The sequence below is a fragment of the Amycolatopsis sp. SB7-3 genome (assembly GCF_041021335.1).
In the GTDB taxonomy this organism is placed as follows: domain Bacteria; phylum Actinomycetota; class Actinomycetes; order Mycobacteriales; family Pseudonocardiaceae; genus Amycolatopsis; species Amycolatopsis japonica.
Genome location: NZ_JBFPJQ010000008.1, coordinates 274,408 through 296,812, shown reverse-complemented (window position 1 = coordinate 296,812; position 22,405 = coordinate 274,408). Strand labels below are relative to the sequence as shown.

The window sequence follows — 22,405 nt, the reverse complement described above, 5'->3', positions numbered from 1 at the left end:
GGAAACGCGGGCGAAGTTCGGCGCGAGCGCCGTGGCCGCTACGGTTCCCGTTCGGGACCGACCTTCCAGGGGGACGAATGAGCGAGACGTTGGACGAGACCGTCGCGGGCATCATGCCCGAGGTCAGCACGACGATCGCCGAGGGCGACAGCATGTTCGCGGGCAACAACACCGCGCACTACATGAGCGTGTCCAGGGACGCGTTGCGCGCGGTGCTCGCCGCGTTGCAGGTCACGGGGAGGCCGGAACCGAAGCGGGTCTTGGACTTCGGGTGTGGTTACGGCCGGGTGATGCGTTCGCTGCGCGCTGCCTTCCCGGCGGCGGAGCTGATCGCGTGCGACATGGACCCGGCGGCGCTGGCCTCCTGCGCGGAGGCGTTCGGCGCGCGGGCGGTGCCCGGCGCCCCGGATGTCGACGACATCGAGCAGGTGACCGGTGTGGACCTGCTGTGGTGCGGTTCGGTGCTGACCCATCTCGATGCCCCGAACTGGGGTCCGCTGCTGCGCTACTTCTCGCGCGCGCTCGCTCCCGGTGGCGTCGCCGTGGTCACCACGCACGGCCGCCGGATGGCGATGCGCGCCGAGGCGGGCAAGGACTACGGGCTGGACTCCCGTGCCACCGATCGCATGCTCGCCGCGTACAAGGCGTGCGGGTTCGGCTACAACGACTACGCGGGCAACGACGGCTACGGCATCTCGCTCAGCTCGCCCGGCTGGGCGGTGCAGCGCGCGCTGGAGGCTCCCGGCCTGCGTCTCGCCGGGTACGACGAGGCGGCGTGGGATCGCCACCAGGACGTGATGGTGCTGGTGAAGGACGCCGACGAGATCCTGAAGTCCGACTTGTAAACCCTTACCCCGTATCGGGACTTTGCCGCGTTCGCACGGACCTGCTCGGGCTGCATGAACAAGGGACTGGTCGACGCGCGGCTGGTGCGGTCCGCGGTCGAAGAGGTCGGCTACGAGGTGGTCGGCTGACGACGATGGCCGACAAACGAATACGAGATCGGCGGCCGCACGCACTTGCTGTGCCGGTGCGGTAATTCGGCGAAGAGGGCGGGTGACGTGAGGTCACCCGCCCGCTCGTTTGTGTGGACGGGTCAGGAACGCACCAGGCGCGCGATCGCTTCGGAGGCTTCCCGGATCTTCCTGTCCGCCTCGGCACCGCCCTTCGCGGCGGCTTCGACGACGCAGCCCGCCATATGCCGCTCGAGGAGTTCGAGGGAGAACGACTGCAGGGCGCGGGTCGCCGCTGAGACCTGGGTGAGGACGTCGATGCAGTACTTGTCCTCCTCGACCATCTTCTGCAGCCCCCGGATCTGCCCCTCGACGCGTCGCAGGCGTTTGAGCTGGCGCTCTTTGTCGTCGCCGTGATCGGCCACGCTCACTCCTCGAGTCGGGATTCGCGGACGTCCCAATCATGCCCGCCCGAAGGTGGCGCGTCGAAGGCGGCTGCCGCGGGAGCGGGTGGTGACATACGCCACCGGGGTATGCCTGTTGCCCTACCCCCCTAGGGTATGTAGAGTCCTCTTCAGGAGGTCGAGATGCACGGATACACGCAAGGCAAGGACGAATACCTGACCCGGCTGCGGCGGATCGAAGGACAGATCCGGGGCCTGCAGCGAATGGTCGAAGAGGACAAGTACTGCATCGACATCCTCACGCAGGTGTCCGCGGCCACGAAGGCGTTGCAGTCGGTGTCGCTGGGGTTGATGGACGAGCACCTCAGGCACTGCGTGTCCGACGCCATCGCCAAGGGCGGCGACGAGGCCGACGAGAAGATCAAAGAGGCGACCGACGTCATCGCCCGCCTCGTCCGTTCCTGAAGTACCGCAACGAATCCTGAGGAGAAGAGAAATGAGCGAGACCACCTACACCGTCACCGGCATGACCTGCGGCCACTGCGTCCGTTCCGTCACCGAAGAGGTCGGCAAGATCGACGGCGTCACCGGCGTCCGCGTGGATCTGCCCACCGGCGCGGTGACCGTGACCGGCTCCCGGGAGCCCGCCCTCGCGGATGTGCGCGCTGCCGTCGAAGAAGCCGGATACGAGCTGACCGCCTGAGCCGCGGTTCGCACCCGATCGCGGGTCACGGCCCGCACTAAGGACTTCACGATGAACACAGTTGCGAAGCTCTCCGCCTACGGTGTGGCGCTTGCCCTGGTCGCCGGTGGCGCCTGGGCCGCAGGCACCGCTGTCGGTCCTTTCGCCGGCGCGGCCGGCCTTCCCGGCGGCGAGGACGCCGGGCATGGGGACGCTCACAGCGGCACCGTCGCGGAGGCGGCGCCGACCGACGAGCCCGGCGGGCTCGCGTCGTCCAGGGGCGGCTACACCCTCACGCCCACCACCACGACGCTCACGCCGGGGACGAACCAGCCCTTCTCCTTCAGGATTCTCGGCCCCGGCGGCGCACCGGTCACCGCGTACGACGTCGAACACGAAAAGCGGATGCACCTGATCGTCGTCCGTCGCGACACGGCCGGATTCCAGCACGTGCATCCCGAACTCGCGCCCGACGGCGTGTGGAGTGTCCCGCTGACCCTGCCCGAGGCGGGCAGTTACCGCGTCTTCGCGGACTTCAAGCCGACGGGCGGCTCGGCCTCGACACTCGGTGTCGACGTGGCCGCGGCGGGGGAGTTCGAACCCGTCGAGCACCAGCCCTCGCGGGTCGCGAACGTCGACGGCTACCAGGTCCGTCTGGACGGCGAGCTGGCGCCGGGCAAGTCGTCGAAGGTGACCTTGACGGTGACCAAGGACGGCCGTGACGTGACCGATCTGCAGCCGTATCTGGGCGCCTACGGGCATTTGGTGGCGCTGCGCGGTGGCGACCTCGCCTACCTGCACGTCCACCCGGACGGCGAGCCCGGAGACGGCCGCACGAAACCCGGCCCCACGGTGACCTTCTTCGCCGAAGTCCCCTCGGCCGGGACGTACCGGCTGTTCCTGGACTTCCAGCACCAGGGCAAGGTCCGCACCGCCGAGTTCACCGTCGCCACCGCAGGCACACCCGCCCCGGCCGCTTCGGCGCCCCAGAACCAGACCCCACCCCCGGCGGCCGGCGACGGCCACGGCGGACACGGCTGAGGCCGAGCCGGAAAGGAGTGACCACGATGACTTCCGATCTGGACCAGGCCACCACGGCCGAGGTCGAACTCGCGATCACCGGGATGACCTGCGCGTCGTGCGCGATGCGCATCGAGAAGAAGCTGAACAAGCTGGACGGCGTCACCGCCACGGTCAACTACGCCACGGAGAAGGCGAAAGTCACCTACAGCGGGGACATCGAACCCCAGCGGTTGATCGAGCAGGTGGAGGCGGCCGGTTACGCGGCCGCCCTGCCGGCTCCGCCGAAGCAGGAGCAGCCGGACGGGCCCGCCGAGGAGGCCGACCCGATCGCGCCGTTGCGGCAGCGGCTGATCGGTTCCGCGGTGCTGTCGGTGCCGGTGATCCTGCTGGCGATGGTGCCGGCGTTCCAGTTCACCTACTGGCAGTGGATCTCGCTGACGCTGGCCGCGCCGGTGCTGGTGTGGGCGGCGTGGCCGTTCCACAAGGCGGCGTGGGCGAATCTGCGCCACGGCGCGGCCACCATGGACACCCTGATCTCGATGGGCACGCTCGCCGCGTTCCTGTGGTCGCTCTACGCGCTGCTGTTCGGCAGCGCGGGGACGCCGGGGATGACGCACGCCTTCGAGCTGACCGTCGAACGGATGGCCGGGGACGGCAACATCTATCTCGAGGTCGCCGCCGGGGTGACGACGTTCATCCTCGCCGGACGGTACTTCGAGGCGCGGTCCAAGCGCCGGGCCGGTGCCGCGCTGCGCGCGTTGCTGGAGCTGGGCGCGAAGGACGTCGCCGTGCTCCGTGACGGCAAGGAAGAGCGGATCCCGATCGACCGGCTCGTCGTCGGGGACCGGTTCGTGGTCCGGCCGGGGGAGAAGATCGCCACCGACGGCGTGATCGCCGAAGGCAGCTCCGCCGTCGACGCGAGCATGCTGACCGGCGAGAGCGTCCCCGTCGAGGTCGGGCCCGGCGACGCCGTGGTCGGCGCGACGGTGAACGCGGGCGGACGGCTCGTCGTCCGTGCGACGCGGGTCGGCGCGGACACGCAGCTGGCTCAGATGGCGAAACTGGTGGAGGACGCGCAGACCGGCAAGGCGCAGGTCCAGCGGCTGGCCGACCGCGTTTCGGGTGTGTTCGTGCCGATCGTGATCGCGCTCGCCGTCGGCACGCTGATGTTCTGGCTCGGGGCCGGTGGTTCGGTCGCGGCGGCGTTCACCGCGGCGGTGGCCGTGCTGATCATCGCCTGCCCGTGCGCACTGGGGCTGGCGACGCCGACCGCGCTGCTGGTGGGCACCGGACGGGGCGCACAGCTCGGGATCCTGATCAAGGGCCCGGAAGTGCTGGAGTCCACGCGCTCGGTCGACACGGTCGTGCTCGACAAGACCGGCACCGTGACCACCGGGCAGATGTCGCTGGTGGCCGTCCACGTCGCCGAAGACGTCGACGAGGAGACGACGCTGCGCCTGGCCGGTGCGCTGGAGAACGCTTCGGAGCACCCGATCGCGCAGGCCATCGCCCGCGCGGCACGGGAGCGGGTGGGTGAGCTGCCCGCCGTCGAGGAGTTCACCAACGTCGAAGGCCTTGGTGTGCAAGGGATCGTCGACGGGAAGGCGGTGCTGGCCGGACGCAGCGCGCTGCTGGAGGAGTGGGCGCACCACCTGCCGTCGGATCTCGCGGAGAAGAAGGCGTCCGAGGAGAAGGACGGCCGCACCGCGATCGCCGTCGGCTGGGACGGGAAGGCTCGCGCGGTCCTCGTCGTCGCCGACACGGTGAAGCCGACCTCCTCCGAAGCCATCACGCAGCTGCGGGCACTCGGCCTGACCCCGGTCCTGCTCACCGGGGACAACGAGGCTGTGGCCCGTGCGGTGGCCGCGGAAGTCGGGATCACCGAGGTGATCGCGGAGGTCCTGCCCAAGGACAAGGTCGACGTGGTCGAGCGGCTGCAGGGCGAGGGCAAGGTGGTCGCGATGGTGGGCGACGGCGTCAACGACGCGGCCGCGCTCGCGCAGGCCGACCTCGGCCTGGCCATGGGCACCGGCACGGACGTCGCCATCGAGGCGTCGGATCTCACCCTCGTCCGCGGTGACCTGCGGGCGGCGGTGGACGCGATCCGGCTCTCGCGGCGGACGCTGCGCACCATCAAGGGGAACCTGTTCTGGGCCTTCGCCTACAACGTCGCGGCGCTGCCACTGGCCGCGGCCGGGCTGCTCAACCCGATGATCGCCGGCGCCGCGATGGCGTTCAGCTCGGTCTTCGTGGTGACGAACAGCCTGCGGCTCAAGGGATTCCGCAGCACGGCGAGCCTCCGCTGACGTTGCGAAAGCCACTTTCGCAACCTTCAACGTTGCGAAAGTGGCTTTCGCAACCTGCCCACCGCCGATCAGAACGCAGCAACGACAAAAGGGTCGCCCCCGGTGCGAAAGCACCAGGGGCGGCCGTTGGTCCGTCGTGAATCAGTGGTGGTAAGCGTGCACCACCGCGTGTCCGGCGCCGCGGCCGATGAGCCATTTGTTGACCGGCGTGGTGAGCAGGAAGGCGACGAAGAGGGCGAAGGCGAGCGCGCCCCAGAACAGCCCGCTGGTGAGACCGGCCTCCATCGCGCCGGGGACGACCAGCATCACGCCGTTGTCGATGATCTCCATGACGATGATCGAGACGGTGTCGGCGGCGAGCGCGACCTTGAGGGCCTGCTTGAAACCGACGCCCGCGCGCAGGACGCCGCGCATCGTCAGTGCGTAGCCGAAGACGAACGCCAGCGCGACGGCGAGCACGATGGTGGCGAGGTTGCCCCAGCCCAGCGCGGTGCCGATCACCATGCCGAGCACTTCGCCGATGGCGCAGCCGGTGAGGCAGTGCAGGGTGGCCGACGCCGCCATACCCCAGGACACCTTGCCCTGCTGGTGGTGTTCGTGGCCGCCGTCGCCCGAATGTCCACTGTGGTCACCGTGGTGCTGGTGTTCGTGGTGCGAGTGGTCGTGCTCAGCCGACATGATCGTGTTTCTCCTTTGTGGACTGCTCGGCAGGCGCGGGTTCGAGTCCTGCGACGAGATTGAACGAACCGGTGAGCAGGTTGAGGGACACCAGCCCCACCGTGTCGGCGATGTGCCGGTCGCTCCAGCCGTGTCGCCGCAATTCGGCGACGTCCTCGTCGCCGATCGACGACGGTTCGGCGAGGACCCGCACCGCGTAGGCGATCAGCGCGGCCTCGCGCCGATCGGTGGAAGTGCCCTGGCGGGCCAGCGCGATGTCGTCGTCGCCGAGTCCGGCGGCCCGCGCGGCCTGGGTGTGCGCCTGCAGGCACAGTGCGCAACCGATCCACTCCTGCAGGGCGAGCGAGATCTTCTCGCCGAGCGCCCGGGGGAGCTTGGCCCGCTTCATGGCGCGCGAGAAGTCGAGGTAGCCCTGAAGGAGCGCGGGGGAGTTGGCCATCGCGGAGACCATCGGGCCCACCGAGCCATGCCGCTCGATGATGTCGCCGAGCAACTCGGCGGACTTCGACGGCGCGTCGGCCGGATCAAGCGATTTGAGACGCTGCACGGCTCCTCCTCGTCTGTCGGTCGCCGGAACCTTATACCTGTAAGGGGTAACTGTCGACCTACTTGGTGCCGCGCAACGGTTCGCTGCCAGGAAGCGCCTGTGACGACCACAACAGTAGTACCCCCTAGGGGTACTTGTGCGGCGGTGTCCAATCGGTCTAACTTCAACTCCGCAATACCCCCTAGGGGTAACCGGATCCTGAAAGGACGGTCGTCATGGCGGAGACAACCCCGGACCCACGACGGTGGTGGGCGCTGGGACTCATCGCGTTGGCCCAGTTCATGGTCATCATGGACACCTCGATCATCGGCGTCGCCCTCCCGGCGATGCAGCAGGACCTCGGGTTCTCCCCGGGTGACCTGTCGTGGGTGTTCAACGCCTATGTCATCGCGCTCGCCGGGCTGCTTCTGCTCGGCGGACGCCTCTCGGACCTGTTCGGCGCGCGGAGGATGTTCACCGCCGGCTGGGTCGTCACCCTCGGCGGTTCCGTGGTCGCCGCGGTCGCGGGCACCGCCTGGGTCGAACTGCTCGGCCGGGTGCTGCAAGGCGCCGGAGCGGCACTGATCGCGCCGTCCGCGCTGACCCTGCTCATGATGCTGTTCGGTGCACGTCCGCGTGAGCTGACCAAGGCACTCGCGCTCTACGGCGCGGCGGCTCCCGCCGGCGGCACCGCGGGCGTGTTCCTCGGCGGCGTGATCACCGAATGGTTGTCGTGGCCGTGGATCTTCTGGCTCTACGTCCCGATCTCACTGGTCGCGATCGTGGCGACCGGCAAGCTGATGCCGTCCGCCCCGGCCCGGCGTGGCTCGGTCGACATCGCCGGCGCCATCGCGGCGACCGCGGGCCTCGGCCTGACCGTGTTCGGCGTCGTCCGCGCACCGGAAGCGGGCTGGGCCTCGGCGGGCACGTGGGGCGCGCTGGCCGGCGGTATCGCCCTGCTCGCGGTGTTCGTCGCGATCCAGCGGAAGCGCGAAGTCCCGTTGGTGCGGCTGGGGATCTTCCGGACGCCGAACCTCGGCGGCGCGAACCTGGCGCAGTTCCTGCTCGGCGCGGCGTGGATCCCGATGTGGTACTTCCTCAACCTGTACCTGCAGCAGGTCCTGGGCTACGGCGCGTTCGCCAGTGGTGCGGCGCTGCTGCCGATGACGGTGCTGATCGTCGTGCTGATGGTCGCGGTCGCGCCGAAGCTGATCGGCCGGTTCGGACCGAAGAAGATGATCATCGGTGGGCTGTGGGCGCTCGCCGCGGGCCTGGTGTGGCTGTCCTTCGTCAGCCCGACGGGGAACTTCGTCGTCGATGTCCTGCCCGCGTCGCTGGTCGCGGCCCTTGGCCAGGCGCTGGCGTTCATCCCGTCGCTCGGCACCGCGATCTCCAGCGCGAAACCGGAGGAAGGCGGCCTCGCGTCCGGGATCGTGAACACCTCGTACCAGATCGGGTCGGCGCTCGGCCTGGCCGCGATGACCGCGGTCGCCGTGTCGGCCGGTGCGGGACGGGTCGGCGACCCGGTCGCACTGACCGGCGGCTATTCGGCCGCGTTCCTCGGCGCCGCCGGGATCGCGATCGCCGGTGGCTTCCTGGCCATGGCGACCCTGCGCACTCCCAGTGAGGTCGGCGGAGGTGAACCGGCGGTCCGGCGATGACCGGCTGTATCCCCGTGTGGAGGGCGAGACCGATTCCCGGTCCGCCCTCCACACGGCGTTTCAAGCAGGCGGTTCCTCCTGACCCCGGTCACCGAAAAAGGCCCGCCAGCTCGTCCGGACGGCAAGGTCCGCCGTAGTGATCGCCCACCGCGAGCTCGGCCCCGGCGGCCAGCCAGAATCGCGCCTGATCGGCGGTGGCCAGACCGTCCACGATCACGTCCGCGCCCGTCCGGTGCGCCAGCTCCGGCAGGTCCCGCAGCAGACCGGCCACCGGCGAGTCCGGCGCGATCCCGTCCAGCAGCCCGCAGTCCAGTCGCACACCGTGCACCGGCAGATCGGCCACCAGGGCCAGCGCGCCGTCGCCCAGCCCGCGGACGCTGATCACCGGCCGCACCCCGAGGTCGGCCAGCGCGCCCAGGTTGTCCCTCGTCTCACCGAGGTCGGCGGCCAGGGCCAGCATGGGCAGCTCGACCAGCAGCCGCTCGGGTGGGAACCGCGTCGCCTCCAGCACGCCGACCAGCCGGGTGAGCAGGTCGGTGTCGGCGGCCTGGTGCGGGCTCAGACTGATCAGCAACCGCAGGTCGCGGTCCAGCCGCTGCCGCCACCAGCCCACCTGACGGCATCCGGTGCTCAGCAGCCATTCGCCCAGCGACAGCATCAGCCCGGTCTTCTCGGCCAAGCGGCGGCAGTGCTGGTCCGACAGCGGGCCCACGCCGGGCGGGTCCCAGCTGAGCTGCACCTCTACCCCGTGCACCGCGCCGTCGGCCAGCCGCACCAGCGGCCGGTATCGCGCCTCCACGTCCCCGTGCTCGAAAGCGCCCGGCATGATCGCGGCCAGCGCGTCGGTCTCGCGATCCAGCCGGTTCTGCTGGGGGTGGAACAACTCCCACTGCCCGTGCCCGTTGGCCTTCGCCCGGCGCAATGCCTGATGGGACTCGCGCAGCAGATCGGCGGCTTCGCGGTCCTGGGCTGGCCGATTGACCACGCCGACACTGACCGAAAGCGCCAGCCCGTGCCCGTCCACGTAGGTGGGTTCGGTCAACGCTTGACGCAGTTCGTGCACCAGACGCACCGGGTCCGGGGTGCCCGGCCCGTTCTCCACCAGCACCGCGAATTCCGCGCCGTCGAACCGGGAAAGGAGCGCCTTTTCCTTGGCCATCAAGGACTTCAGCCGCTTCGCCACGGCGATCAGCAGCTGCTCTGCCGCACGCTCGCCGAGGCCGTTGCGCACCACCGCGAAGGAGTCGAGCTCCAGCCGCAGGAGCGTCACGCCCAGCTCGGGATCGGCCGCGCCCAGCAGGTTCTCCATCCGCGTGCCGAAGCACTGCCGGTTGGGCAGGCCGGTGAGCACGTCGTGCAGGGCCTGCCTGCTGAGTTCGTTCTGCAGCAACGAAAGCTCGGTGCCGTCCTCGACGACGGTGACGAAATGGCTGGGCTCGTCACCGGCGCCGCGCAGCAGCGAGGCGGTCAACGACACCGACACCGGCTCGCCGTCGCGGTGCAGCAACCGTTGCGACTGCTTGATCCGCTCGACCTCGCCCGTCAGCAGCGCGCGGTAATCCTCCCGCAGGACCAGTTTGTAGTCGGGGTGTACCAGTTCGAACAGGTCGCAGCCGGTCAGCTCGTCCGGGGCGTGCCCGAGCATCACACCGGCCGCGGCGTTCACGGTGACCAGCTTGCCGTCCAGATCGGTGACCAGGATGCCGCTGGCGGAGGAGGTGGCGACCTCGTCGAACCGCGCCTGCGCGGTCCGCAGCTCGTATTTGGCGTCCCGTACCGCTTTGAGCATGGACAGCTTCAGGCTTTCCTGCTGTGCCAAGGTGGCGTTCTGCGCGGCCACCACCACACTCGCGGCCAGCGCGCCGAGCACACCCACCACGCGTTCGGCGAAGTGTTCGGCGGGCTGGAATTCGGGCAGCGTGAGCAGGCCCTTGCCCAAGACGCCCATGGTGACGGTGATCGCCTGCCCGCTCGCGCAGTTCAGCTCGGCCAGCCGCGCGCCCGCGGCCTCCAGTGAACCCGTGCTGCCGGGCGAATGTTCCTGCCCGCTCTCGTACACCTCGGCGCACAAGGCGTCCAGCAGCGCGGCCAGCTCGGCCTCGAAACTGGCGTGCACCAGTGGCACGTAACCGATCCCGCCGAGCAGGTACGCCCACTTGCGCGCGAGAAGAGCGCGCTCGCGGCGCACGTTCTCGGACGGCTCCTGGAACGGCAGACTGCCGGGGTCGGTCATGGGTTCAGGACTTCCGTGCCACGCCCGCGTAGAGCAGCTCGTTCCAAATCGGGTCCTCGGCTATGTCGGTGGGCCCGGCCGGCCGCCAGCTTCCACAGCCCACCAGGCCCGGCTCGACCAGTGCCAGATCCCCGAGCAGGCCGAGGACCTGGTCATGGGAACGGGCCAGCGGTACCTCGCCGCGCCGCTCGGCCATCTGGTTGGTCACCGCGGTGAACAACTCGTGGTGCACGTCGGACGTGACGTGGGTGAAGGCGAGCAGGCTGCCCGGGGCGAGGGGTTCCTGGTACGCGCGCACCAGCCCGGCCGGGTCGTCCTCGTCCGGGATCCAGTGCAGCAGCAGCATGCACAGCAGGCCGACCGGCTCGGAGAAGTCGATCAGCCGCCGGACCTCCGAGCTGCCCAGCACCCGCCCCACGTCCCGCACATCCGCGTGCAGGACCGCGGTGCGGTCGTCGCCCGCCAGCATCAGCTCGCCGTGCGCGACCGCCACCGCTTCCTTGTCGACGTAGACCACCCGGGCGTCGGGGACCTCCCGCTGGGCGATCTCGTGCACGTTGCCCACGGTGGGGATACCCGCGCCCAGGTCGAGGAACTGCCGGACGCCCTGCGCGACCATGAAACGCACCGCGCGCCCGAGGAAGGCCCGGTTGAGCCGCACCGATTGCCGGACCCACGGCAGGGTCCGCTCGAGATGGTCCGCCGTAGTGCGATCTTTTTCAAAATTGTGGTTTCCGCCGAGCCAATAGTCATAGATCCGGGCGACGTTCGGTGTGGCTGTATCGACTCCGGCCGGGACCCAGTCCCGTGTACCCGCCATCGCGCACCTCAATCGGTTCGGGAGACGGAACAGCATACCCACTGCAGGGAAATCGGCTTAATCCGTCTTTCGTGGCCGGGATACACCCGATCGGGCGCTGCCGTCGCGGCCGAGGGGCCCGTACCGTGGCGGCCTTCCGGATTTTCCGTCAATGCCAAGGAGTTCCCGTGTCCGTCCGGGTGGCACCCGGCCGGTGGCCCTTGCTGGGACACACACTCGCACTGGTCCGCCGTCCCGTCCGATTCACCGCCGGACTGCGGGAACACGGTGACGTGGTCAAGGTGTCGTTGGGGCCATTGCAAACCTATTTCCTCACGAATCCGGAATTAATTCACCGAGTACTGGTGACGAACGGATCGAGCTTCGGCACCGGGATCATGTTCCGCAAATTCCGTCCGTACGTGGGCAACGGCTTGGCCTTGTCCGACGGGTCTTTCCACCGACGGCAACGCAAGCTGATGTTGCCCGCCTTCGACCGGAAGCACCTGCGCCGCTACGCCGAGATCTGGGTCCGGGCGACCACCGCGCTGACCGAGTCCTGGCGGCCGGGCGAGGTACGGCGGATCGACGCGGACATGCAGGCGCTGGCCATGACCAACGTCGGCGAGACGCTGTTCGGCACCGAGCTGGGGGAGGCGGCGATCCGCGAGGCCCGCCGCTCGATCCCGCTGGTCATCCAGCTGGGTATGTACCGGGTGCTTTCCCCTGGCCTCGTGGAGAAACTGCCGCTCCCGTTCAACCGCCGCTTCGACGAGGCCATCACGCGGATGAAGGCCGTGGTGCACGAGCTGATGGCGGGCCGCGACGCCGAGACCGATCACGGCGACTTGCTCTCCACGCTGCTGCTGGCCCGGGACGCCGAGACCGGGGAGCGGATGACCCGGGAGCAGGTGCACGACGAGGTGATGACCCTGCTCACCGCGGGCACCGAGACCACCGCGCTGATCCTGGCGTGGGCCTGCCACGAGCTGGGACGTCACCCCGGCGTCGCGGACCGGCTGCGGGCGGAGGTGGATCAGGTACTGGGCGGGCGCCCGGCGACCTTCGACGACCTGCCCGCGCTGGCCTACACCGGACAGGTGGTCAGCGAGGTGCTGAGGATGTACTCGCTGTGGATCCTGATGCGCCGGACCGAGCAGGAGATCGACCTCGGCCCGGTGCGGCTACGGCCCGGCGACGAAGTGATGTTCAGCCCGCTCGCCCTGCACACCGATCCCCGGTATTGGGACCACCCCGGCGTCTTCGATCCGGACCGCTGGTCCACCGACCGGGTGCGGTCGTTGCCGCCGGGGGTGTTCATCCCGTTCGGCAACGGGATCCGGCACTGCGTCGGCCGCCTGTTCGCCAGGGCCGAAGTGGTCATCGGCTTGGCCACGATCTTCGCCCGATGGCGCCTCGAACCCACCGGCCCGGTCCGGGTGCGCTACACCACCATCGCCTACCCGCGCGGCATGCCGATGACGGTGCGCCCGCGGGATTAGGCCCCACAAAGGAGAATTCCGTGCGTTTTCGTTTGCGTCGCCTCGCCGCCGCGGTGGCCCTGCTGTGCGCGGGTGCGGTGCTCGTCCCCGTGCCGGCGTCCGCCGTCGAGGCGGCCTGCCAGGACTTGGACATCCCCGTGTCACTGGTGGATGTGCCGCTGCTGGGACTCAAGGACCAGACCATGTACGGCAGGCTGTGCGTCCCGCCGGGTGGCAGCCGCACCCTGCAGGTACTGGTGCCGGGAGGTACGTACAACTCGACCTATTACGACCCGCCCGGCCTGTCGGAGAGCCGATCGTTCCGCAAGCCGGTGAACGACGCCGGGTACGCGACCTTGGCGGTGGACCGGGTCGGCTCGGGACGCAGCTCGAAACCGCTGAGCGGGCTGCTCACCGCGAGCGCGCAGGCCAACGCGGTGCACCACGCCATCCAGGCGATGCGGACGGGCAAGCTGGGACCCAGGTTCGACAAGATCGTCCTCGTCGGGCACTCGCTCGGGTCGGCCGCCACGATCATCGAGGCGGCCACCTTCCAGGACGTCGACGGCGTGGTGATCACCGGGTTCACCCACCGGATCGCCCCGCTGACGGTGGTGCCCACGGTGGCCGCGCTGAGCCCGGCGGCGCTGGACGAAAAGATGTCCAAGGTCGCCGGACCGGACCCGGGTTACCTGACCACGATGACGGGTACGCGGTACACCGCTTTCCACAATCCGGGGCCGTTCGACCAGCAGGTCATCGACGTGGACGAGTCGACCAAAGACCTGATCGCGCCCGGCGAGATGGTGGACGCCGTCCTGATCGGGCTGGTGCTTCCGTACAGCAGGCGGATCAACGTCCCGGTACTGGTGGCCATGGGGGAGAAGGACAGCGTGTTCTGCGGCCCGCTGGCCAGCGATTGCTCCGGCGCGGAAGTCCTGCGGCAAGGCGAGGCCGGGTACTACTCCCCCGGGGCGCGGCTGCGCACGTTCGTGGTGCCGGGCTACGGGCATTCGATCAACCTCGCGCCCAACGCGCCGCTGCTGCACGACGCGGTGACCGGCTGGATGAACGAGATGGTCGGCCGGTGACGCGCTCCGTTCGGACCGGATCTTTACGTCAAGCTGTGGACAGGAGTACCGCGGACATGTTGGGCTGAGACCGGGCCGGACCTGACGTGGTCGGCTTTTTTCTGACCTGCGACGTCGAGGAGCGGCGCCCTGAGCCTGTCGGAGTACCTCCGGGAGAACTGGATCGACGTCGTGAACGACGCGATCCTGCACGTGGATCTCACTCTGGCGGCGATGGCGCTGGCCGTGCTGATCGGGATGACGATCGGCCTGCTCACCTACCGGCGGCGGTGGCTGGGCGCGATGGCGACCACGACGACGGCGGCGTTCCTGACCATTCCGTCGATCGCGCTGCTGGGCATCCTGATCGGCCCGTTCGGGCTGGGGCTGACGAACGTCCTGTGCGCGCTGGTGCTTTACGCGCTTCTGCCGATCACGCGCAACACGATCGTCGGGCTGCGCGGCGTCGATCCGGCCGTGGTGGACGCGGCGCGGGGGATGGGCTTCGGCCGCGCGCGGCTGCTGTTCCGCGTGCGCCTGCCGCTGGCCTGGCCGGTGATCCTTTCCGGCATCCGGGTCTCCACGCAGATCACGATCGGTATCGCGGCCATCGGCGCGTACGTCAAAGGTCCCGGCCTCGGCAACGAGATCTTCGACGGGCTCGGCCGGTTCGGTTCGGTCAATTCGCTGAACCAGGTCCTCACCGGAACGCTCGGGATCATGGTGCTGGCGCTGCTGTTCGACCTGGCTTTCGTGGTGGTCGGGAAGCTGACCACACGACGACGTCCCCGTGTCCGCGGAACGACGGCCCCGGTGACTTCGGGGGCGGCGGCCGGAACGGGCGGCGAGACGATCGAGCTGCTGGGCGTCGGCAAGCACTACCCCGGCCGGGCGGTACCGGCGGTCGAAAACCTGACGATGCGTATCCCCGCGGGCGAAATCGTCGTGCTGACCGGTCCGTCGGGATGCGGCAAGACGACGACCATGCGGATGATCAACCGGCTCGTCGAGCCCACCTCGGGCGCCGTCACGATCGGCGGCACCGACGTGTCGGCGCTCGACGTCGACGAACATCGGCGCAACACCGGCTACGTCATCCAGCAGATCGGGCTTTTCCCGCATCTGCGCGTGGACGCCAACATCGGCGTGGTGCCGCGGATGCTCGGCTGGACCCGGCAGCGCGTCGCCGGCCGCGTGCGCGAGTTGCTCGACGTCGTCGGCCTGACCCGCGAGCACGGTATCCGTTACCCGCGTGAGCTTTCCGGCGGTCAGCAGCAGCGGGTCGGGGTGGCGCGGGCGATGGCCGCGGATCCGCCGGTCCTGTTGATGGACGAGCCGTTCGGCTCCACCGACCCGATCACGCGCGCCCGGCTGCAGGACGAATTCCTTCGCCTGCAACGGGAAGTGCGCAAGACGATCGTGTTCGTCACGCATGATTTCGACGAGGCCCTGAAGGTCGGCGACCGGATCGCCGTGCTGCGGCCGCGATCGGTGATCGCCCAGTACGACACGCCCCAGGCGATCCTCGCCGCGCCGGCGGACGACTACGTCGCGAGTTTCGCCGGCTCGAAGCGGAACCTGAAGCGGCTCGCGCTGATCCGGGTGGGCGACCTGGACCTCCGGCAGGAAGAAGGGCCGGACGGCTTGCCCGCGGTCCGGCCCGACGCCACCTTGCGAGACGTGCTCGACGTGATGGTGCGGACCGGCCGCACCGCCGTCGTGATCACCGAAGGCGACACCGCGCGGCCGCTGGGGGTGTGCGACGTGTCCATCCTGGTCGCGGCGCTGAGGTCCACCGAAAAGGCTCCCGCGATCCCCGATGTGGAGGAGACGCCTCGGCCGGACACCACCGTGCCCGCGCGACCTCGTCGACGTCGGCTCGGGCTGCTGATACGCCCGGTTCTGCTGACGCTCGCGTTGCTGGCGCTCTTCATGATCGTGCGCGCACATCCGATCGACTCGATCGAACAGCGTTTCCTCAACGCCGGCGCGATCTTCACCGAACTGGGCGAGCACCTGCGGCTCACCCTGATCTCGACGGCGTGCACCATCGCCATCGCCCTCCCGCTCGGCGTCCTGCTCACCCGCGCCGGTGCCCGCTGGGCGCGGCCCATCGGGCTGGGGCTGGGCAACCTCGGCCAGGCGATCCCGTCGATCGGGCTCGTCGTGCTGCTCGCGCTCTGGATGGGCACGGGCACCGCGACCGCGGTGACGGCGCTCGTCGTCTACGCGACTTTGCCGGTGCTGCGCAACACGATCGTCGGACTCGACGGCGTCGACCCGACCCTCGTCGACGCCGCGCGGGGGATGGGCATGGGCAAGACGGCCGTCCTGTGGCGGATCGAACTGCCGCTGGCCGTCCCGGTGATTCTCGCCGGGATCCGGACCGCGCTGGTGCTCACCGTCGCGAGCGCGACACTGGCGACGTTCATCGACGGCGGCGGCCTCGGCGGCGGGCTCGTCGCCGGGATCGGGCTGGACCGGCCGATCCTGAGCCTGACCTTCGGCATCATTGTCGCCGCCCTGGCGCTTTTCGCCGACTGGCTGGGGCTGGTCGCCGAGGAGGTCCTGCGCCCGCGCGGAATGTAGCTCGACCTACTCAAGGAGGCCCCACCCATGCGGATGCTTCAGCGCACGACCGCCGCCGTACTCGCGCTCGTCGCGTCAGCGTCGCTCGCGGCGGGTTGCACCATCGGCAAGGACGAGACCGGTGCCCAAGTGGGCGCGGGATCCATCAAGAAGATCGACGCGCTGAACGGCGCCCGGATCCGCGTCAGCTCCAAGGAGTTCGACGAGCAACTGCTCCTCGGCCAGATCGCCATCGTCGCCCTGCAGGCGGCCGGGGCGAGCCCGGAGGACAAGACCAACATCACCGGTTCGAGCAACGTCCGCCAGGCGCTCACGAGCGGCGCGGTCGACCTGTACTGGGAATACACCGGCACCGCCTGGATCAGCTACCTCAACCAGACCAAGCCGATCAGCGACCCGCAGGCGCAGTACGACGCGGTCAAACAGGCCGACACCGCCAACGGCGTCACCTGGTGGGCACGCTCGCCGGCCAACGACACCTACGCCCTGGCCGGAAACCCGGCGACAGTGACCCGGACCGGCGTGAAGACGCTGTCCGACTACGCGGCCCTGGTGAAACGGGACCCGGCAGCGGCCTCGACCTGCATGGGCCCTGAGTTCAAGAGCCGGGACGACGGGTTCCCCGGTCTGGCGAAGGCCTACGGGTTCACCCTGCCCGACGCGCAGGTGCACCTGCTCAACGACGCCGTCGTCTACCCGAGCATCGGCAAGGGCGACCCGTGCGGCTTCGGCTCGGTCGCCACCACCGACGGGCGCGTGGCCGCGCAGCAGCTGACCGTGCTCGAGGACGACAAGCACTTCTTCCCGACGTACAACCCGGCCATCACGATCGCGACTCCGCTCGCCCAGAAATACCCGCAGCTGGAGCAGGTCTTCACGCCGATCGCCGCGAAGCTGGACACCGCGACGCTCACGGACCTGAACAAGAAGGTCAGTGTCGATGGCCAGAAGGCGGCGACGGTCGCCCGCGAGTGGCTCAAGTCGGCGGGCTTCGTCAGCTGAGTCGTTCGCGTGGTCGGCTACAGGGTCCCTTCGAATACAACGGTGCCGTTGGCATCGCGCGCTTGAAGGTGGATCCCTTGTGGGAACGGATTGTTCACCTCTTTCGGGACGAAGACCACGAAGGTCCCGTCGACCACATCGGTTGTCGAGGCGTGCCCGGCGCCGAAGTCGACGGTCACCGTCACCGCGGTCGACGGCAGCCGTGTCCCGGCGTACGGCGTCCGGGCATTCTCCCGGGCACCGCCGTCTTCCACCCCGCCCAGGGGCTGCATCGGGATCATCCGGGGCTGCGCCGGGGGAAGCTCGAAATGGTCTTGGTAGACACGCATCTTCATCCGGCCGGGACGCCGCGGGTCCGGAACGGTCGTGCACGCCAGGCTCCGGTCGCCCAACCGGCCGAGAACGACCTGATAGCCGTACTCGGCCAGCAGCGCGCCCGGCCGGTAGCCCGCCGCGTCGGAGATGGCGTCCACCGCGCCGGACAGGCATTCGCCCAGGGCACGTCCCGTGGGCGAGGTCCGGTCGGCCGGGGCGATCGGGCGATCGACCGCCGAAAGCAGCGGCGCCGGAGCCGGCGGCAGGATCGTGGTCGTCGCTCCGACGGCTTCGTAGACGGACAGTCGCGTCTTCGCGGGGGCGGTCCAGGTGAACGAGGCGAACTGATGTGTCAGGGGCGAGGCTTCCACGGTGTCCCCGCCACCGGAATCCTCGGCCTGGAACGCGAGACCCGCACCCGGCCAGGCCGGATCGAGGACCCCGCCGATCAGTCCGGTCGAGGTCTGCAAGAGCAGTCCGGTGCGGGTGCCGGGCGCATAGGCGGGGACGGCGTTCGGGTCGGACAAGGTCACGGTGGTCAGCGTCGTCTCGCAGAACATCGGCTTGCCCGCGGCGGTCGCGGCGACGACCGAAACGTCCAGCATGACGTCCGTGAAGTGGGGAACCCATTCCTCGCGCGGGGCCACCCGGTCCGTCTTGCCCGCCGCCCGCACCGCGGCCCAGCAGCGGTCGAGCGACGACGTCGCCAGCCCGACGTCCAGGTCGAGCCCGCCGGTGGCCGGTGCCGGGCCGGGGTCCGTGCCCGGCTGACGAAGTGACTGAGCCACGACGGCGACACCGGACGCGACGAGGACGACCGCCGCCGCGGCGGCGTACCAGACTCGTGCCGTCCGCCGCGGCTTCGCGATCCCCTCGCGGACGGCCGAGCGCATCCGGGCGCGGACGTCGTCCGGCATCGCCTGACGAGGCGGGTACACCGGTTCGCCGCTCATTTCTCCTCCAGCAACGTACGAAGCCGGGCTCGTCCCCGGGAAAGATGGGCGCGGACGGTGACCTCGGCGATGCCCAGCAACTCGGCAGCGTCCGCGATGCTCACCTCGCCGGCCAGACAGAGTTCGACGACCGCACGCTGCGATTTCGGCAGCGACCGGACGGCTTCGGCGACGTGTCCCAGCCGGCGCTGGCCGTCGATCTTCTCGGCCACCGAATCGGCGTGGTCGGATACCGGGGGCTGGGCGGGGATCTTCCCGAGCAGCCTCAGCCGGCGGCGAGCACCGCGGTGCTCGTCACGGGCGACATTGGCCGCGACCGTGTAGAGCCACGGCAGGGCGCTGTCCCGCACCAGGGTCACCTCGGCCCGCCGCCGCCAGGCGATGAGGAACGTCGTGGACGCCAGGTCTTCGGCGCTGCTCCACGAACCGGTCAGACGGTACGTGTAGTTCCACAGAGCCTCGGCGTGCCGCTCGAACAGCTCACCGAATGCCCCCTCGTCGCCGCCGGCCGCGCGGGCCCACAGTTCCCGGTCACCGGTCCGCTCCACCGGTACCCCCACCCCGATAGCAAGACTGCTCACACCCTGGTTGTGGCCGGGACCGGCCGAACGTTGCGCGCAACTTTCCGGGTCGGAGAAGCCATGTCAAGGCATGATCATGGAACAGGTCCGGACGACGGACAACCAGGCGAAGTCCTGGTGGATGCCCCTGTCCGTAGCGGTGCTCTCGGGGGCGGTGTTCCTGCTCGCCCGCCCGCATTTGATCGACGACACGTTCATCACGCTGGCGTATGCACGCAACGTCGCCTTCCACGGCCACTGGGGTCTGCTCGCCGACACGACGTCGAACACCGCGACGTCGCCGGCGAACGTGCTCATCCTGGCGGCCTTGACCGTTCTCGTCCGCGACGCGGTCTTCGCCGCCGGACTGCTGTTCGTGCTTTGCCAGGTCCTTCTCGCCCTGGGGTTGCGCAGGCTCGGCGCGGCGTGCGGGCTGCCGCCCCGGTTCCCCGCCCTTACGCTCTGCGCGCTGACCGCGAACCCGCTTCTTCTCTCGTCGATCGGGCTCGAGGTCGCCCTCGGCGCGGCGGTCCTGGGCTGGCTGACCGTGTTCGCCGTCGAAAAGAACTCCTTCGCCTTCGGGCTGACAGCCGGTCTGCTCGCCCTGGTCCGGCTGGACCTGATCGTGTTCGCGGTTGTGCTCTTCGTCTTCCTTCGTCCCGGCACCGGACGCGCGCTGCTCGGCGCCGGCCTGATCACGCTGCCGTGGTTCGGCTTCAGCTGGGTCGTGCTCGGCGCGGCGGTACCGGACACGGTCGTGATCAAGACTCTCCAGGGCACGCAACATGCTTGGGGCGCTTGGAACTTCGGCAACGGTCCGCTGTTCTACGCGCGGAGTTCGCCGGTGATGGCCGCCCTGGCGTTCCTGCCCGCGGCCCTCGCCGTCCTCGCCGCGGTGACGTCGGCCGTCCGGCGGCGCGGGATCACCGCCGGGCTGCGGCCGTTCGTGGTGCTCGCCCTCGGCGGCCTGATTTACCACCTCGGCTACGTGCTGCTGGCGGTTCCGCCCTACCACTGGTACTACGGTCCCGGCCTCACCGCGGCGACCGTTTTCGTCTGTGCCGTAGCGGTTTCCCATCGGACGACGGCGTGCGGAGTGCTCGCTCTGGCTGTCGCCGGTCTGATCGCGTACGCGGCTGCCGGACTTCCCCGCACGTACGCGCCGCTCACGTCGAACTACACGTCGAGCGCGCAATACGCACGTATCGGAGCGGAAATGGGTGCGCTCGCCGGAGGCCGGGTCGTCGGAAGCGCGGGCGAAATCGGCGTCCTCGCCTACAGTTGCGACTGCCCGGTCGTCGACGTCTTCTCCGACCGTGGCCTGCTGCCGGCCGCGATCGAGGCGCGCGGCGAGGAGAACCGCTGGATTCGGGCGCTACTCCGCGTGAACTACGCCTTCTTCGACTTCGACGTCCGGCCTCGCCGTCCCGAACTCGTGCTGCGCCGGCTGGCGACCCCTCCGCCGGACGCTCTCGCGCACTGGACGCTCGAGGCGCCGACTCTCGGAAAGCAGGAGCTGTACCTGGTGCCCAACGAGGAATGTATCTGACGGGATTTTCTGCCCTCACGACTGCCCTTTCGGACAGTGCGCGGCGGCGCGGCCTGCGGTTGCGTTGGGCGAATGCGCGCGAAACTAGACCGAATAGCCCGATTCGACTGCTCCGCACAGCCCGGTGCGCCAAGACCGCCGCACAACACTCTGCTGGCCTTGCAGCGAGCGGCAGGAAACCGCGCGGTCAATGTTGCCGTCCAGCGGCAGGTGACGTTCAAGTCGGGTGGGCAGCCGAAGCGCGCGATAGACGTACGTGCCGAGGACCTGCGAGCCGCGTTCGCGGCGCGTGAGTTCCTGCACCCGGAGATCCCGCGACGGTGGGGAGAGCCCGGCGCGGTGCGACTCACTGCGCTGCGCGGCGCCCTGGCTGCGCTTGACGAGTCGGTGCACGACCACGGGCTCATTGATCTGGACGAAGAAGCAGAGGTCACCGCGCTCTGCCGGGCGTTGATCGCCATCGCTGGATCCGGTGAAAAGCTGGTGTCCGGGCTCCGTTTCCCCAGGATGAACGCCGAGGTCATCACCCGCAAGACCCGCGCGGGGATCGAACTCACCCTGGCGAAGTGGCACGACTATGCCAAAAAGTGGGTGGATGACGCGAGCGAAGAACACAGCGAGTGGACCGCCGCACGGAACAAGCTGGGAAACCAGTACTACGAGGACACCGCCCACGAAGATTTCCGCAAGCAGTACAAGGCCTTCAGGACCACCTACGAGCACATGGACGGTGTCAGCCGGGAATGCTCGGTGCTGCTGGTAGGACTGAAGCACGCGAGCAAGGAGGACCTTCGCAGGTTCGGCGCGGTGTACAAAGTGGAAGCACTCCAGGCGGTCGTCGAGTGGCGAGACGAGACCGCCGGTCACATCGAGAACATCGTGTCCAATCCGCACAACCTGACGCCGGCGAACGAGCATCACCGCGTGCCCGGTGCCGCAGCCGCGGTACTCGCCCTCACTGTCCTGCGGAACCGGGCCCACCACGGGGGGTCGGGCCAGGACATCACCCTCACCACGCTCAACAACAAAGTCAAAGCGATCTACGACCGGTACTACTTCCGCGTGCGAACCGAGGAAAACAGGATCTACGAACGACCGAAACGTGGAGAGCTCAAACAGAAAGGTGACGGCAGACTCAAGCCGGCCAAGACGACATGGCACAAGGAAGACGACATGGTGCTGACACCGGCTATGGCGGATCGACTGTTGAGCGACGTCCGGCCAAACGAATGGCTGACCACGCCGACCGACCTCGACCGCGACCACGCGACCACGCGACCACAGAGAGTCAACTCTTAAAGTGAGGCGAAACGAAAAACCGCCCTACCTCGGCGAATCTGCCAGGTGAGCGGTGTTTCGTAACTGTGGAGCTAAGGGGACTCGAACCCCTGACCCCCTCACTGCCAGTGAGGTGCGCTACCAGCTGCGCCATAGCCCCGGAGCGGATTTGTTCTCCGCATCTCGTGTGTCCATACATTACACCGCCCGCGAAGGCCGTTCACGCGGGGGTCACTCTATGCGCCCGGGAGCCGGTCGAACGTTGATGACCTGCATCTTTGCGACTTATTTTTAGCCGTATATTGACTCCGCGTGTGACCCCCGTTACTTTTCGAGCATCGTG

19 protein-coding genes and 1 tRNA gene are annotated in these 22,405 nt (G+C 69.1%); 12 read left to right on the top strand and 8 right to left on the bottom strand.

Translation table 11 applies throughout. The features are described 5' to 3' along the window. The first annotated feature begins 77 nt into the window (after nt 1-77). A complete protein-coding gene (locus tag AB8M46_RS37690) occupies nt 78-845 on the top strand; it encodes a trans-aconitate 2-methyltransferase (protein ID WP_037346483.1) in 768 nt (255 codons plus the stop codon). A 251-nt stretch (nt 846-1,096) separates the two neighbouring features. Here AB8M46_RS37690 and AB8M46_RS37685 read toward each other — a convergent pair whose 3' ends face one another. Beyond that, nucleotides 1,097-1,378 carry a metal-sensitive transcriptional regulator gene (locus AB8M46_RS37685; RefSeq protein ID WP_037346486.1) on the bottom strand — a complete coding sequence of 94 codons (282 nt, stop codon included), beginning with the start codon at nt 1,376-1,378 and terminating at the stop codon, nt 1,097-1,099. A gap of 162 nt (nt 1,379-1,540) precedes the next feature. Here AB8M46_RS37685 and AB8M46_RS37680 point away from each other — a divergent pair, with 162 nt between their 5' ends. The 4 genes from AB8M46_RS37680 to AB8M46_RS37665 are packed head-to-tail and all read left to right on the top strand — an operon-like array spanning nt 1,541 to nt 5,368. Continuing rightward, nucleotides 1,541-1,822, top strand: coding sequence for a metal-sensitive transcriptional regulator (locus AB8M46_RS37680; protein WP_037346488.1), 282 nt, complete (start codon nt 1,541-1,543; stop codon nt 1,820-1,822). A 31-nt stretch (nt 1,823-1,853) separates the two neighbouring features. Then, the gene (locus AB8M46_RS37675; RefSeq protein ID WP_125735586.1) at nt 1,854-2,060 is read left to right on the top strand and encodes a heavy-metal-associated domain-containing protein; all 207 of its coding nucleotides are present in this window, start codon (nt 1,854-1,856) and stop codon (nt 2,058-2,060) included. A 51-nt stretch (nt 2,061-2,111) separates the two neighbouring features. Continuing rightward, entirely contained in the window at nt 2,112-3,080 is a 969-nt protein-coding gene (locus AB8M46_RS37670; protein WP_394363283.1) for a hypothetical protein, read from the top strand. 26 nt (nt 3,081-3,106) lie between these two features. Then, the gene (locus AB8M46_RS37665; protein WP_394363282.1) at nt 3,107-5,368 is read left to right on the top strand and encodes a heavy metal translocating P-type ATPase; all 2,262 of its coding nucleotides are present in this window, start codon (nt 3,107-3,109) and stop codon (nt 5,366-5,368) included. Between the two features lie 141 nt (nt 5,369-5,509). Here AB8M46_RS37665 and AB8M46_RS37660 read toward each other — a convergent pair whose 3' ends face one another. Both AB8M46_RS37660 and AB8M46_RS37655 read right to left on the bottom strand, forming a co-directional pair. Beyond that, the gene (locus AB8M46_RS37660; protein WP_350593609.1) at nt 5,510-6,046 is read right to left on the bottom strand and encodes a DUF4396 domain-containing protein; all 537 of its coding nucleotides are present in this window, start codon (nt 6,044-6,046) and stop codon (nt 5,510-5,512) included. Further along, nucleotides 6,036-6,593 carry a carboxymuconolactone decarboxylase family protein gene (locus AB8M46_RS37655; RefSeq protein WP_394363281.1) on the bottom strand — a complete coding sequence of 186 codons (558 nt, stop codon included), beginning with the start codon at nt 6,591-6,593 and terminating at the stop codon, nt 6,036-6,038. The genes AB8M46_RS37660 and AB8M46_RS37655 overlap by 11 nt, the downstream gene beginning before the upstream one ends. Before the next feature lie 215 nt (nt 6,594-6,808). Here AB8M46_RS37655 and AB8M46_RS37650 point away from each other — a divergent pair, with 215 nt between their 5' ends. Further along, nucleotides 6,809-8,233 (top strand): MFS transporter, encoded by a 1,425-nt coding sequence (locus AB8M46_RS37650; RefSeq protein WP_394363280.1) that lies wholly within the window; start codon nt 6,809-6,811, stop codon nt 8,231-8,233. Nucleotides 8,234-8,321: 88 nt separating this feature from the next. On the opposite strand, the gene AB8M46_RS37645 is transcribed toward AB8M46_RS37650, so the two are convergent. Together AB8M46_RS37645 and AB8M46_RS37640 are read right to left on the bottom strand one after the other, a co-directional pair. Next, a complete protein-coding gene (locus AB8M46_RS37645; RefSeq protein ID WP_394363279.1) occupies nt 8,322-10,466 on the bottom strand; it encodes a putative bifunctional diguanylate cyclase/phosphodiesterase in 2,145 nt (714 codons plus the stop codon). A gap of 4 nt (nt 10,467-10,470) precedes the next feature. Next, nucleotides 10,471-11,286: an SAM-dependent methyltransferase gene (locus AB8M46_RS37640; protein WP_394363277.1), complete on the bottom strand. Its 816-nt coding sequence runs from the start codon at nt 11,284-11,286 to the stop codon at nt 10,471-10,473. A 167-nt stretch (nt 11,287-11,453) separates the two neighbouring features. Between AB8M46_RS37640 and AB8M46_RS37635 the strand changes: the two genes are divergently transcribed. The 4 genes from AB8M46_RS37635 to AB8M46_RS37620 all read left to right on the top strand — a co-directional run bounded on the left by AB8M46_RS37635 (nt 11,454) and on the right by AB8M46_RS37620 (nt 17,407). Then, the gene (locus AB8M46_RS37635; RefSeq protein WP_394363276.1) at nt 11,454-12,767 is read left to right on the top strand and encodes a cytochrome P450; all 1,314 of its coding nucleotides are present in this window, start codon (nt 11,454-11,456) and stop codon (nt 12,765-12,767) included. A gap of 20 nt (nt 12,768-12,787) precedes the next feature. Beyond that, nucleotides 12,788-13,837 carry an alpha/beta hydrolase gene (locus tag AB8M46_RS37630; RefSeq protein WP_378424891.1) on the top strand — a complete coding sequence of 350 codons (1,050 nt, stop codon included), beginning with the start codon at nt 12,788-12,790 and terminating at the stop codon, nt 13,835-13,837. A gap of 171 nt (nt 13,838-14,008) precedes the next feature. Next, nucleotides 14,009-16,405: an ABC transporter permease subunit gene (locus AB8M46_RS37625; RefSeq protein ID WP_394363275.1), complete on the top strand. Its 2,397-nt coding sequence runs from the start codon at nt 14,009-14,011 to the stop codon at nt 16,403-16,405. A gap of 27 nt (nt 16,406-16,432) precedes the next feature. Continuing rightward, nucleotides 16,433-17,407, top strand: coding sequence for a glycine betaine ABC transporter substrate-binding protein (locus tag AB8M46_RS37620; RefSeq protein WP_394363273.1), 975 nt, complete (start codon nt 16,433-16,435; stop codon nt 17,405-17,407). Between the two features lie 17 nt (nt 17,408-17,424). Here AB8M46_RS37620 and AB8M46_RS37615 read toward each other — a convergent pair whose 3' ends face one another. After that, entirely contained in the window at nt 17,425-18,675 is a 1,251-nt protein-coding gene (locus AB8M46_RS37615; protein WP_394363271.1) for a hypothetical protein, read from the bottom strand. Continuing rightward, nucleotides 18,672-19,256, bottom strand: coding sequence for an RNA polymerase sigma factor (locus tag AB8M46_RS37610; protein ID WP_394363270.1), 585 nt, complete (start codon nt 19,254-19,256; stop codon nt 18,672-18,674). Before AB8M46_RS37610 ends, AB8M46_RS37615 begins: the two co-directional genes overlap by 4 nt. 70 nt (nt 19,257-19,326) lie before the next feature. Between AB8M46_RS37610 and AB8M46_RS37605 the strand changes: the two genes are divergently transcribed. Both AB8M46_RS37605 and AB8M46_RS37600 read left to right on the top strand, forming a co-directional pair. Next, the gene (locus AB8M46_RS37605; protein WP_394363269.1) at nt 19,327-20,784 is read left to right on the top strand and encodes a hypothetical protein; all 1,458 of its coding nucleotides are present in this window, start codon (nt 19,327-19,329) and stop codon (nt 20,782-20,784) included. Between the two features lie 159 nt (nt 20,785-20,943). Next, nucleotides 20,944-22,083 carry a hypothetical protein gene (locus tag AB8M46_RS37600; RefSeq protein WP_394363268.1) on the top strand — a complete coding sequence of 380 codons (1,140 nt, stop codon included), beginning with the start codon at nt 20,944-20,946 and terminating at the stop codon, nt 22,081-22,083. Nucleotides 22,084-22,149: 66 nt separating this feature from the next. Here AB8M46_RS37600 and AB8M46_RS37595 read toward each other — a convergent pair. Continuing rightward, a tRNA-Ala gene (locus AB8M46_RS37595) sits at nt 22,150-22,222 on the bottom strand. Nucleotides 22,223-22,405: the final 183 nt, after the last annotated feature.

Coding starts and splice junctions, on each gene's coding strand:
- AB8M46_RS37650 (WP_394363280.1), top strand. CDS start 6,809: ATGGCGGAGACAACCCCGGACCCACGACGGTGGTGGGCGCTGGGACTC.
- AB8M46_RS37620 (WP_394363273.1), top strand. CDS start 16,433: ATGCGGATGCTTCAGCGCACGACCGCCGCCGTACTCGCGCTCGTCGCG.
- AB8M46_RS37690 (WP_037346483.1), top strand. CDS start 78: ATGAGCGAGACGTTGGACGAGACCGTCGCGGGCATCATGCCCGAGGTC.
- AB8M46_RS37645 (WP_394363279.1), bottom strand. CDS start 10,466: ATGACCGACCCCGGCAGTCTGCCGTTCCAGGAGCCGTCCGAGAACGTG.
- AB8M46_RS37665 (WP_394363282.1), top strand. CDS start 3,107: ATGACTTCCGATCTGGACCAGGCCACCACGGCCGAGGTCGAACTCGCG.
- AB8M46_RS37640 (WP_394363277.1), bottom strand. CDS start 11,286: ATGGCGGGTACACGGGACTGGGTCCCGGCCGGAGTCGATACAGCCACA.
- AB8M46_RS37680 (WP_037346488.1), top strand. CDS start 1,541: ATGCACGGATACACGCAAGGCAAGGACGAATACCTGACCCGGCTGCGG.
- AB8M46_RS37615 (WP_394363271.1), bottom strand. CDS start 18,675: ATGAGCGGCGAACCGGTGTACCCGCCTCGTCAGGCGATGCCGGACGAC.
- AB8M46_RS37675 (WP_125735586.1), top strand. CDS start 1,854: ATGAGCGAGACCACCTACACCGTCACCGGCATGACCTGCGGCCACTGC.
- AB8M46_RS37670 (WP_394363283.1), top strand. CDS start 2,112: ATGAACACAGTTGCGAAGCTCTCCGCCTACGGTGTGGCGCTTGCCCTG.
- AB8M46_RS37605 (WP_394363269.1), top strand. CDS start 19,327: ATGATCATGGAACAGGTCCGGACGACGGACAACCAGGCGAAGTCCTGG.
- AB8M46_RS37660 (WP_350593609.1), bottom strand. CDS start 6,046: ATGTCGGCTGAGCACGACCACTCGCACCACGAACACCAGCACCACGGT.